At 69.2% G+C, this 11,481-nt stretch carries 10 protein-coding genes and 1 pseudogene; 8 read left to right on the top strand and 3 right to left on the bottom strand.

The features are described from left to right. From AOK08_RS31495 to AOK08_RS31485, 3 genes and pseudogenes are all read left to right on the top strand, one after another. A pseudogene (locus AOK08_RS31495) lies at positions 1–792 on the top strand (ABC transporter ATP-binding protein); the annotation flags it as partial. A 162-nt stretch (positions 793–954) separates the two neighbouring features. Continuing rightward, entirely contained in the window at positions 955–1,842 is an 888-nt protein-coding gene (locus AOK08_RS31490) for a FadR/GntR family transcriptional regulator (RefSeq protein ID WP_198539454.1), read from the top strand. Positions 1,843–2,380: 538 nt separating this feature from the next. Further along, a complete protein-coding gene (locus AOK08_RS31485; RefSeq protein WP_055532406.1) occupies positions 2,381–3,904 on the top strand; it encodes an RNA polymerase sigma factor in 1,524 nt (507 codons plus the stop codon). Between the two features lie 79 nt (positions 3,905–3,983). On the opposite strand, the gene AOK08_RS45080 is transcribed toward AOK08_RS31485, so the two are convergent. After that, positions 3,984–4,352 carry a hypothetical protein gene (locus AOK08_RS45080; protein WP_241827166.1) on the bottom strand — a complete coding sequence of 123 codons (369 nt, stop codon included), beginning with the start codon at positions 4,350–4,352 and terminating at the stop codon, positions 3,984–3,986. Positions 4,353–4,487: 135 nt separating this feature from the next. Beyond that, complete coding sequence (locus AOK08_RS45075; RefSeq protein ID WP_107101092.1) at positions 4,488–4,838, bottom strand: hypothetical protein; 351 nt, start codon at positions 4,836–4,838, stop codon at positions 4,488–4,490. 204 nt (positions 4,839–5,042) lie between these two features. Between AOK08_RS45075 and AOK08_RS31475 the strand changes: the two genes are divergently transcribed. Beyond that, a complete protein-coding gene (locus AOK08_RS31475) occupies positions 5,043–5,909 on the top strand; it encodes a S1 family peptidase (protein ID WP_055532402.1) in 867 nt (288 codons plus the stop codon). Positions 5,910–6,073: 164 nt separating this feature from the next. Here the strand turns inward: AOK08_RS31475 and AOK08_RS31470 are convergent, their stop codons facing one another. Next, complete coding sequence (locus AOK08_RS31470) at positions 6,074–6,304, bottom strand: DUF7455 domain-containing protein (protein WP_055532400.1); 231 nt, start codon at positions 6,302–6,304, stop codon at positions 6,074–6,076. A 450-nt stretch (positions 6,305–6,754) separates the two neighbouring features. Between AOK08_RS31470 and AOK08_RS31465 the strand changes: the two genes are divergently transcribed. From AOK08_RS31465 to AOK08_RS31450, 4 genes are all read left to right on the top strand, one after another. Next, positions 6,755–8,875, top strand: a complete 2,121-nt coding sequence (locus AOK08_RS31465) for a DNA gyrase/topoisomerase IV subunit B (protein WP_055532398.1) — start codon at positions 6,755–6,757, stop codon at positions 8,873–8,875. 203 nt (positions 8,876–9,078) lie between these two features. After that, positions 9,079–9,636: a hypothetical protein gene (locus AOK08_RS31460; RefSeq protein WP_055532396.1), complete on the top strand. Its 558-nt coding sequence runs from the start codon at positions 9,079–9,081 to the stop codon at positions 9,634–9,636. Continuing rightward, a complete protein-coding gene (locus tag AOK08_RS31455; protein WP_055532394.1) occupies positions 9,633–10,784 on the top strand; it encodes a sensor histidine kinase in 1,152 nt (383 codons plus the stop codon). Before AOK08_RS31460 ends, AOK08_RS31455 begins: the two co-directional genes overlap by 4 nt. Further along, positions 10,781–11,464: a response regulator transcription factor gene (locus AOK08_RS31450; RefSeq protein WP_055532392.1), complete on the top strand. Its 684-nt coding sequence runs from the start codon at positions 10,781–10,783 to the stop codon at positions 11,462–11,464. Before AOK08_RS31455 ends, AOK08_RS31450 begins: the two co-directional genes overlap by 4 nt. Positions 11,465–11,481: the final 17 nt, after the last annotated feature.

The raw sequence follows: 11,481 nt of genomic DNA, 5'->3' as shown, positions 1-11,481 counted from the left end.
CCCCCCATCTCCGTCCGCCCCGCTCCGAGTCCGCTGCGCCCCCTCCGGTACGAGCTGCGTCGGGCCGGCGGCGTCGGCACCGGGTTTGCGACCGGGGCCGCCGTGCTCGTCTCGTCCGCGCTCGTCGCGGTACTGCTGGCCCGCGTCGGCCACACTCCGCAGCACCGCCTGCTGGCCGCCTGGCCGCAGGAGCTGCCGCTGCCGCCCGCGGCACTCGGCGCTGGGCTGCTCGGTGCCATCGCCTTCGGCGACGAGTTCCGCCACCCCGCGCTGGCGGTCGATCGCGGCACCGTGCCCCGCCGGCTGGGGCTGCTCACCGCCAAGCTCTTCGTCGCCGCGGCCACCGGGCTGCTGCTGGCCTTCCTCACCCTGGGCTGCGACGCCGAAGTGCTCTACCTCGTCTACGGACGGGAGCCGGTTCGAGTTCCCGCGGACTGGCTCGCACTGACCGGGAGTTGGTTCGGCCTCGTGATCGGCTGTGCGTGGGCCGGGGTGCTGGCCTCGGGCCTCTTCCGGTCCACCACCGCGGGACTCGCGGCGGTGGTCGCCGTACCGGTCGTCGTGGTGCCCCTCGTGCAGAAGATCCTGGAGGGCTCGTCCGCGCGGACTGCGGCCGGTTTCTCCGTGCGTCTGCGGGAACTGCTCCTGGCACAGTGGCCCTTCGGGGGCGGGCGGTATCTGGCCGCCGGGGCGCGGATGATCGCCCAACCCGTAGGCGGCGCGCTGACGTTGTCGCTGGCTGCCCTGCTCTGTGCGTATCTGCTCACGACCCTGCGAAGCAGGGTCCGATGACGATCGTCCGCGTCCTTCCGGTCCTGCCCTGCGCACAACTCCCCGAGGAACGCCCGTTTCTTTCCGATAAGGCGTCAATTGCGACGGGGTGAGCGATCACCCTTTCGTGTGCTTTTCACCAAAGACCTCAAGGGAGTTGAAGACGGAGCCGACAAAGGATCCGTGAGTACCCTTGCGCACACCATGATGACCGCCGCCCGCTCCGCAGACTCCGGTCTCGTCGGCCCGGGCGGGCTCGACCGCTACCCCTACGCCGAGGCCCCGGGTGCCGACCGGGTGGGAGTCCCTTCCTGGGATGCCGCGGACCCGGAACTGGGCCGTGTCGGCCGCCGCAGCGCGGGCAGCCGCGGTCGCGGGCTGCACGGTCAACTCGTCCAGCAGCTCGGCCAGATGATCGTCTCCGGCGACCTGGGCGCGGACCGTCCCCTCGTGCCCGAGGAGATCGGCCAGCGTTTCGAGGTCTCCCGCACCGTAGTCCGAGAGTCGCTCCGCGTGCTGGAGGCCAAGGGCCTGGTGAGCGCCCGGCCGAACGTGGGCACGCGCGTGCGTCCCGTCAGCGACTGGAACCTCCTCGACCCCGACATCATCGAATGGCGCGCCTTCGGGCCGCAGCGCGACAACCAGCGCCGCGAACTCAGTGAGCTGCGCTGGACCATCGAGCCGCTCGCCGCCCGCCTCGCCGCCGGGCACGGGCGCGAGGAGGTCCAGCAGCGGCTTGTCGACATGGTCGAGATCATGGGCCACGCCATGAGCCAGGGCGACGCGATGACGTTCTCGCGCGCCGACGCCGAGTACCACTCGCTGCTCATCCAGCTCGCCGGCAACCGCATGCTGGAGCACCTCTCCGGGATCGTGTCCGCCGCCCTTCAGGTGTCCGGCGGCCCGATCACCGGTTGTGACCGGCCCACCGAGGCCTCGCTGGCGCACCACGCCCGGATCGTCGAGGCTCTCGCGGCGGGCGACGGCGCGGGGGCGGAGGCGGCCATGCGGCAGCTCCTCATGGTCCACCCCGAGGTGGAGCGCGTGGTCCCGGCCCCGCGCGAGCACTGACCGCGCGCCGAGGTCGGTGCGATGTGGGGCCGTGTCGCCCTCCGGAAGCATCACCGGCCCGTGAACCGTCACCGGCCCGTGAACCGTCACCGCCGGGCCCCGTCGGATCCCGAGAGGGCCTGGCGGGGTCCGGCGGCGGGACCGGGGTGACCGCGCGGTGGGCGGCGGTCGGTGGGACGATGAGGCGGCCGACCGTCCCGGGTGCCCGTCATGGCTGTGAATGCCGCCGCCGATGGGGGCGCAGATCGGTCGGGACGACCTGATCGTCGTCATGACTGTCCGCCTCTAGTCACATTTGACCGCTTCTGAGCGCTTACGGGGTGTGACTCGGGCCACGCAGATTGGGCGTAACGCTTGCGCAAGCAGCGCGATGACCTAAGAGGTGACAGCCGCGGAGGGAATACGGACGCCGTTCAAGGCGCTGTGCATCTTCCCGGCCCATGCCCGCGCCGTCGGCCCATCCCCAGTCGGCGGTCGTCGGTTCCTGTCCCTAGTGGACGGGGCCGGAAGCCGTTTTCCAACGTTCGAGAGGTTGTTCGTGTCGGCCAGCACATCCCGTACGCTCCCGCCGGAGATCGCCGAGTCCGTCTCTGTCATGGCGCTCATCGAGCGGGGAAAGGCTGAGGGGCAGATCGCCGGCGACGACGTGCGTCGGGCCTTCGAAGCTGACCAGATTCCGGCCACTCAGTGGAAGAACGTACTGCGCAGCCTCAACCAGATCCTTGAGGAAGAGGGTGTGACGCTGATGGTCAGTGCCGCAGAGCCCAAGCGCACCCGAAAGAGCGTCGCAGCGAAGAGTCCGGCCAAGCGCACCGCCACCAAGACGGTCGCGGCGAAGACGGTGACCACGAAGAAGGCCACCGCCACGGCCACCTCCGGCGAGTCCTCCGTCGATGACGAGGCGCCCGCGAGGAAGGCCGTCGCCAAGAAGACGACGACCGCCAAGAAGGCGGTCGCGAAGAAGACCGTCGCCAAGAAGACAGCCGCCAAGAAGACGACCGCCGGCAAGGACGACGCCGAGGCCGTCGAGGACGAGGTGCTCGAGGACGTCAAGCCCGGCGAAGAGGAAGAGGAAGGGGCCGAGAACAAGGGCTTCGTCCTTTCCGACGACGACGAGGACGACGCCCCGGCCCAGCAGGTCGCCGTGGCCGGTGCCACCGCCGACCCGGTCAAGGACTACCTCAAGCAGATCGGCAAGGTCCCGCTGCTCAACGCCGAGCAGGAGGTCGAGCTCGCCAAGCGCATCGAGGCCGGTCTGTTCGCCGAGGACAAGCTGGCGAACGCCGACAAGCTCGCCCCGAAGCTCAAGCGCGAGCTGGAGATCATCGCCGAGGACGGCCGCCGGGCCAAGAACCACCTCCTGGAGGCAAACCTCCGTCTCGTGGTCTCCCTGGCCAAGCGCTACACCGGCCGTGGCATGCTCTTCCTGGACCTCATCCAGGAGGGCAACCTCGGTCTGATCCGCGCGGTCGAGAAGTTCGACTACACCAAGGGCTACAAGTTCTCCACGTACGCCACCTGGTGGATCCGGCAGGCGATCACCCGCGCGATGGCCGACCAGGCCCGCACCATCCGTATCCCGGTGCACATGGTCGAGGTCATCAACAAGCTCGCGCGCGTGCAGCGCCAGATGCTCCAGGACCTGGGCCGCGAGCCCACCCCGGAGGAGCTGGCCAAGGAACTCGACATGACCCCGGAGAAGGTCATCGAGGTCCAGAAGTACGGCCGCGAGCCGATCTCCCTCCACACCCCCCTCGGTGAGGACGGTGACAGCGAGTTCGGTGACCTCATCGAGGACTCCGAGGCCGTCGTCCCGGCCGACGCGGTCAGCTTCACACTCCTTCAGGAGCAGTTGCACTCCGTCCTCGACACCCTCTCCGAGCGCGAGGCGGGCGTCGTCTCGATGCGCTTCGGTCTCACCGACGGTCAGCCGAAGACCCTCGACGAGATCGGCAAGGTGTACGGCGTCACGCGCGAGCGCATCCGCCAGATCGAGTCCAAGACCATGTCGAAGCTGCGTCACCCGTCGCGTTCCCAGGTGCTGCGCGACTACCTCGACTAGGTCGCGGTCGTCCGGCACGGAAGGCCCGCACCCCCGGTCGGCGGTTTCCAGAGGGCGTCGCAACACACGGTCGTGTTGATCAGGCCGCGAGCAGTTCATGCAGGCGCTCGGCTGGGGTTTCCCAGCCGAGCGTTTCGCGTGGGCGGCCATTGAGTTCGGCGGCGACGGTGGCCAGGTGCTCACGGGTGTGGAACGTCAGGTCGGTGCCTTTGGGGAAGTACTGCCGCAGCAGGCCGTTTGGTGTTCTCGTTCGAGCCACGCTGCCAGGGACTGGCTGGTCGCAGAAGCAGACCGGGATGTCGGTGGCGACGGTGAACTCGCGGTGGCGCCCCATCTCGCTGCCCTGGTCCCAGGTCGGCGAACGCTTCAGGTGCGCCGGCAGCGTCCGGACCGTCTCGACCAGCGCGTCGCGGTCCAGCCCGGTGCCCCGGCCGTTCGGCAGGTGCATCAGCAGCACGTAACGGGTGGAGCGTTCGACCAGGGGTGCAGATGGCGGAGGCACCGTCCTTCCCGATGATCAGGTCCTCTTCCCCATGCCCTGGTATCGCCCGGTCCTCCTCCTCGGGGGGACGCTCGCTGATCATCACCATCGGGTCGCGGAAGGGGGCTGGCGCTGCTGGGCCGGGCGGCGCGGATTGCGCCGGACACGGCCGGTCCGCAGGGCGATGGCGAGCTCGCGGCGTAGTTCGCCCCGGCCCCGGATGTAGAGGGCCTGGTAGACGGTCTCGTGGACCACGTGCATCTCCGGCCGGTCGGGAAACCGGGCGCGCAGTGCCTGGCAGATCTGCTCCGGGCTCGACCGTAGGTCCAGACGGTCCTGGATGAAGGCGTGCGGTTCGGGGTTCTGTTTGATCTTCCCGGGTTTGGGGCGGGGCCGGCGGGCGTCCGCGCAGGCCTGGGCGGCGCGTGGGCGGCGTGTGGGCGGTAGGGCCACAGACCACGGGTAGCCCGGGGGAGCAAGGCTTTCGTGCTGCGCGGGGTGCCGGTCGTCGGACCGGCGTGCGGGGAGCGCGGCCCGGCGTGTGCGGAGCGAGGTGCTCCAGCCCGCGGCGTCCCCCGTTCGTGGACCGAGCGTGCGGGGCGGAGCTCATTGGATCACTCTGGGTTTCTCGTGATCACCCCAGAGTGAGGAGCGCGCATGCGTCACCCCTTTGTCCGGGCCCTGTCCCGGGTGCTGACCCGGTCGCTGGTTCTGGCGGCCACGGCGGCCGTGATACCGCTGGCGTCCGCCGTCCCCGCGGCTGCCGACGGCGTCGTCGTCGGCGGATTCCCGGTCGATGTGTCCGACGGTCCGTGGACGGTGGCGCTGTCCAGCCGTGACCGGTTCGGGGGTACGCGCGCCGGGCAGTTCTGCGGCGGCGTGGCCGTCGGCCGGACCACCGTACTGACCGCGGCCCACTGCATGGGCGCGGACGTCCTTGGAGGGCCGCCCAACCGCGCGCGGGACCTGAAGGTCATCACCGGGCGTACGGATCTGACGTCGGCCCAGGGCAAGGAGATCGCCGTACGCGACACCTGGGTCAATCCGGGCTACGACAAGATCAGCAACGCCGGTGACTTCGCCGTGCTCACCCTCGCCGAGGCACTGCCGGACAGGTCGGTCATCAGGATGGCGGCCGCGGGTGACCCGGCCTACGAGCCCGGCACGAGCGCCACGGTCTACGGCTGGGGGGACATCACCGGAGGCGGGGACTACGCCCGCGGTCTGCGGGGCGCGCGGGTGCACGTGCTGTCCGACGCGCTGTGCGAGCGGGCGTACCCGGGCAGCGCCGACGGGACCTACCGGGCCGACAGCATGCTGTGCGCGGGCGAGGCCACAGGAGGGCCGGACGCCTGTCAGGGGGACAGTGGAGGGCCGCTGGTCGCCCAGGGCCGGCTGGTAGGGCTCGTGTCCTGGGGGAGCGGCTGCGGGCGGCCCGGTAGCCCGGGCGTCTACACGCGGGTCTCGGACGTCGTACGGACGATGGGGTGGCCCACCGCCCTCGCTTCCACGAACGGCGGCTGAGGGCGTGCGGACGGTGCCCGGTGAGGCTTTCGAGGTCCACACCATGGCGCCGCCTGACGGCCACCGGGCGGCTTGAGTGAAGCGGGCGGCCACCCCTGAGTGCAGGAGTGGCCGCCCGGATCAACCGATCTGTGCCGGAGCTGGCTCGTCGTCGACGCGCAGTATCAGCGTTCTTCTTCGTTGGAGCTGGCCGGAACGGTCGTCAGTCGCTCCGTCTCGTCCTGTATCTCAGCGGCGATCTTCTTGAGTTCCGGCTCGAACTTGCGACCGTGGTGGGCGCAGAAGAGCAGTTCTCCGCCGCTCGCCAAGACAACGCGAAGGTATGCCTGGGCGCCGCAGCGGTCGCAGCGATCAGCGGCCGTCAGCGGGCTCGCGGGGGTCAGAACAGTAGTCACGTCGCCTCTTCTCTAGCTCGACGAGCTGTCGTACCAGGGTCAACATCCAACCAGGCCGAAAACGTTCCCGCTCGTGGCCCTTCCTTGAAAAAAATCTTTTCGAGGCGGCTGTCTGATTCCGGTTGGCGGCGAATGTGCCGTATTGCGTGTCTTTGTGTCTGTACGGGTTCGCGCTGTCTGTCGTCTATGGGGTGTTGGTCCTCCCGGCTGGGTTGCCGGTTGTCCATGAGGACGTGCCCGGAGCCTAAATGGTTCATGCCTGGAAGGGAACGTGATATGTACTTCACTCCTTCGAGGGATCGAACAAGCATGCGACTCTGGATTAGTGTGAGTTTCGCCGAGGGTGGTGTTACATCGGCTCTACCAGGCCTCGGTACCCTCTGAGCGGCGACCGAAGCCAGGCCCTTACCCATCAGGGCCCCAACTGAAATTCAGCGAGGAGCGAACCGCGTGACCGCCGATACGTCCGTGCCGTCCACAGCCCTGCTGACAGGAGCAGACCGGGACGGTTCCAACTACACCGCGCGGCACCTGCTCGTCCTCGAAGGGCTTGAGGCCGTACGGAAGCGCCCGGGCATGTACATCGGGTCCACCGACAGTCGTGGCCTGATGCACTGCCTCTGGGAGATCATCGACAACTCCGTGGACGAGGCCCTCGGCGGCTACTGCGACCACATCGACGTCGTCCTGCACGACGACGGCTCCGTCGAGGTGCGGGACAACGGCCGCGGCATCCCCGTGGACGTCGAGCCCAAGACAGGCCTCTCCGGTGTCGAGGTCGTCATGACCAAGCTGCACGCCGGCGGAAAGTTCGGCGGCGGCTCGTACGCGGCCTCCGGCGGTCTGCACGGCGTGGGCGCGTCAGTGGTGAACGCGCTCTCGGCGCGCCTGGACGTCGAGGTCGACCGTGGGGGTAACACCCACGCGATCAGCTTCCGGCGGGGCGTGCCCGGCTCCTTCTCCGACGTCGGCCCGGACGCCACGTTCGAGACCGGGGGCCTGCGCAAGACCAAGCGGATCCCCAGGACCCGTACCGGTACGCGCGTGCGCTACTGGGCCGATCGCCAGATCTTCCTCAAGGACGCCAAGCTCTCCCTGGAGAACCTCCACCAGCGTGCGCGGCAGACCGCGTTCCTGGTGCCGGGCCTCACCATCGTCGTCCGTGACGAGGTGGGACTCGGTGAGGGCGGCAGCAAGGGCGAGGAGTCCTTCCGCTTCGATGGCGGAATCAGCGAGTTCTGCGAGTACCTGGCCGCCGACAAGCCGGTCTGCGACGTCCTCCGCTTCTCCGGGCAGGGATCCTTCAAGGAGACGGTCCCGGTCCTCGACGAGCACGGGCAGATGACCCCCACCGAGGTCACCCGCGAGTTGGGTGTCGACGTGGCGCTGCGCTGGGGGACGGGTTACGACGTGACCCTCAAGTCGTTCGTGAACATCATCGCCACGCCCAAGGGCGGCACCCACGTGGCGGGGTTCGAACAGGCCGTCGCGAAGACGATGAACGAGGTGCTGCGCGCCAAGAAACTGCTGCGCGTGGCCGAGGACGACATCGTCAAGGACGACGCCCTGGAGGGCCTCACCGCGGTCGTCACCGTGCGCCTCGCCGAGCCGCAGTTCGAGGGGCAGACCAAGGAGATCCTCGGCACTTCGGCGGCCCGCCGCATCGTGACGAATGTGGTGTCCAAGGAGCTCAAGGACTTCCTGACGACCACGAAGCGGGACGCCGCCGCACAGGCCCGTGTCGTCATGGAGAAGGCGGTGGCTGCCGCGCGTACGCGCATCGCGGCCCGTCAGCACAAGGACGCGCAGCGCCGGAAGACGGCCCTGGAGTCCTCCTCGCTGCCCGCCAAGCTCGCCGACTGCCGCAGTGACGACGTCGAGCGCAGCGAACTGTTCATCGTGGAGGGCGACTCCGCGCTCGGCACGGCCAAGCTCGCCCGGAACTCCGAGTTCCAGGCACTGCTGCCGATCCGCGGCAAGATCCTCAACGTCCAGAAGTCGTCCGTGACCGACATGCTGAAGAACGCCGAGTGCGGCGCGATCATCCAGGTCATAGGGGCCGGATCCGGTCGTACGTTCGACATCGACGCGGCCCGCTACGGCAAGATCATCATGATGACCGACGCCGACGTCGACGGCTCCCACATCCGCACCCTGCTGCTGACCCTGTTCCACCGCTACATGCGGCCCATGGTCGAAGCGGGCCGGGTGTTCGCCGCGGTGCCGCCGTTGCACCGCGTCGAGCTCGTCCAGCCAAAGAAGGGCCAGGACAAGTACGTCTACACGTACTCGGACCGTGAGCTGCGCGAGAAGCTCCAGGAGTTCCAGAGCAAGGGCGTCCGCTACAAGGACTCGATCCAGCGTTACAAGGGTCTGGGCGAGATGGACGCCGACCAGTTGGCCGAGACCACGATGGATCCGCGCCATCGCACGCTGCGCCGGATCAACCTGTCCGACCTGGACTCGGCCGAACAGGTCTTCGACCTTTTGATGGGCAACGACGTCGCTCCCCGCAAGGAGTTCATCTCCAGCTCCGCGGCGACACTGGACAGGTCGCGCATCGACGCCTGACCCGTCCGGGATTCGGTTCCGGGCAGCACCTCCACGTGCTGCCCGGCACCGTTTCTCCACCCTGGGGTGGACACTCGGCCAGCCGCGGATCCACCCTTGATCCACCCCCGCTCCGATCCTGTGACCTGCCGAATTCCGTAGCGTCGAAGGCGTCGACAGCACTCGCTGCCGGTACCCGCTCCTTCTTCGCCCACGGAGGCATGATGTCCGGGCTCGTCGATGCCTTGCTGATCGTCGCCGTCGTCGCCCTGGTGGTTGTACGGCAGTTCCGGACCCGTCGGACGGACACGGACCGGCGTTGGTGGATCGTGCCCGTGATCCTGGCCGTTGTGGCATTGCGTGAGCCCGGCCTTGTCGACATACATCACGGCGCGGAGTCGATCGCGCTGCTCGCGGCCGAACTGCTCATCGGCCTCGCCACCGGAGCCGGCTGGGCCTGGACGACCCGGGTCTGGATGGATGCGGACGGCGCGGTCTGGAGCCGGAGCACCAAGGAGAGCTTCGCCGTGTGGACGATCGGGATCGGCCTGCGCGCCGGCCTCTTCGCCCTGGGCGCGGCGCTGGGCGTCCACCAGAACACTTCGGCCCTTCTCCTCGCCCTCGCGGCGACCCTCCTGCTCCGCGCCGGCATCCTGCACCGGCGGACCAAGGCCCTGCACCTGTGGCGCCCTGAGCTGTCGCATCCGGCGTCCACACCCTCGGCGCACCGGCAGGCCACGGCTTACGGTGACGGCGTGGGGCTGCGGAAGGAGCGCGCGTGACGAAGAACGACTGGCTGAGCTGGCCCTCCCAGGAGGCGCTGGGCCGCGAGGGAATCTCACGCAACCGCCGCCGGCTCGCCTGGGCCACCCGGATGCTGGTCCTCGGCATGCTGCTGTGGGGAGCCGTCAGCGGCAATCCGCCCCGGGGCTGGGACTCGGTCCTGGCCGTTGGCGGAGTAGTGGCTGCCGCGCTGCTCGCCTGGGCGCTCTACCGGACAACGTTCCAGCACCGGCTGTGGCCCTCCGTGGCCCTCCTCCTGCTGTTGCAGGGCCTGGCGGTCGCGGGCCAGGCCGCAGGCTTCCGCGTGCCGGCTCTCGTCCTGTGGTGCGGGTGCGCGATCACAGCCCTGGAACGAATGCCGCTGTCAGCCGCTGTGCCCATGAGCGCCGTGGCCCTGGGCTCCTACGCGGTGGTCAATGACGACGCCTTGCTCACCACAACCGTCACCAGCATCGGTCTCGCACTCGCCGGATACGTCCTGCGGCTCGACGCCGAAGCACGCGGCAACACCCAGAGCCTCCTCGCCCAGGAGCGGGCCGCACGGGTCGCCGAAGCGGATTCGGCGGCGCTCGCGGAGCGAGCCCGGATAGCGCGGGAGATCCACGACGTACTGGCCCACAGCCTCTCCGCGCAGCTCGTGCACCTGGAAGCGGCCCGTCTGCTGATCGAGCGTGGCGCCGACCGGGACCGGATTCTCGAACGCGTGGTGGCGGCACGGGGGATGGCCCGCGACGGTCTGGCCGAGACGAGACACGCGCTGTCCGCTCTGAGGGGCGAGATGTCCCCGCTGGAGGACTACCTGAGCGAACTCGTCGGTGGCGCCGACGACGTGGGGGTCACCATTACGGGTGAGCGCAGACCACTGCCGGCAGAGGCGTCGCAGGCCGTGCGACGGGTGGCACAGGAGGCGCTGACGAACGTCCGCAAGCATGCCGCGGGCGCCGAAGTGGCGGTGCGACTGGACTACAGCGAGCACCAAGTGACGCTGGAGGTAAGGGACTCGGGCGGTCCGCCGGGCGAACTCACCGGGATGGGCAGCGGGTACGGTCTGCTGGGCATGCGGGAGCGTGCCGAGCTGCTGGGCGGTTCGCTGGATGCCGGGCCGGGCGAGAAGGGGTTCGTGGTGACGCTGAGGGTGCCGACATGACGCGGGAGACCGGCCTGAAGCCCGCACGGGTCGTGGTCGCCGACGACCAGACGGTCGTACGGGAAGGCATCGTGATGCTGCTCGGCCTGCTGCCCGGGATCGAGGTCGTCGGAGCGGCCGGGGACGGGGACGAGGCCGTGCGGCTGGCCGGTGAACTCGCCCCGGACGTGGTGCTGATGGACCTGCGCATGCCTCGGTGCGACGGTGTCGAGGCGACCCGGCGGATCAGGGCGGAGCACCCCGGGACGCAGGTGGTGGTGCTCACGACGTTCGCGGACGACGAGTCGCTGTTCCAAGCGCTGCGGGCAGGCGCCCGCGGTTACCTCACCAAGGACGCGGACGGCGACGAGATCGTCAGAGCGGTGCACAGTGTGCTGTCCGGGGACGCGGGGTTCGCGCCCAGCATCCAGCGGCGGCTCCTGGAACGGCTGACGGAGCCGGAGAAGGAGTCTGCCGCGCCCGCCGAGCCGCCCGACGGACTCACGACGAGGGAGGTCGAGGTGCTGGTTCTGATCGCGGACGGCTTCAGCAACCAGGAGATCGCGCACCGACTCCATGTCTCCACGGCGACGGTGAAGACCCACATCAACAACCTCTTCGCCAAGACGGGAATCAAGGACCGCGCGCAGGCGGTGCGTTATGCCTACGGAAGGGGGTTGGTGCGGCCTCCCACGGCGTGAATCACCTGATGGGGTGA

Source organism: Streptomyces graminilatus, from assembly GCF_001418565.1.
In the GTDB taxonomy this organism is placed as follows: Bacteria; Actinomycetota; Actinomycetes; order Streptomycetales; family Streptomycetaceae; genus Streptomyces; species Streptomyces graminilatus.
Note: the sequence above shows the minus strand (reverse complement) of the source record. Positions and strands in the feature narration are given on the sequence as shown.

What these genes read in the sequence shown, in the direction of transcription:
- AOK08_RS45080 (WP_241827166.1), bottom strand. Translation starts at nt 4,352, where the DNA reads ATGCACCTGCCGAACGGCCGGGGCACCGGGCTGGACCGCGACGCGCTG.
- AOK08_RS31460 (WP_055532396.1), top strand. Translation starts at nt 9,079, where the DNA reads ATGTCCGGGCTCGTCGATGCCTTGCTGATCGTCGCCGTCGTCGCCCTG.
- AOK08_RS31475 (WP_055532402.1), top strand. Translation starts at nt 5,043, where the DNA reads ATGCGTCACCCCTTTGTCCGGGCCCTGTCCCGGGTGCTGACCCGGTCG.
- AOK08_RS31450 (WP_055532392.1), top strand. Translation starts at nt 10,781, where the DNA reads ATGACGCGGGAGACCGGCCTGAAGCCCGCACGGGTCGTGGTCGCCGAC.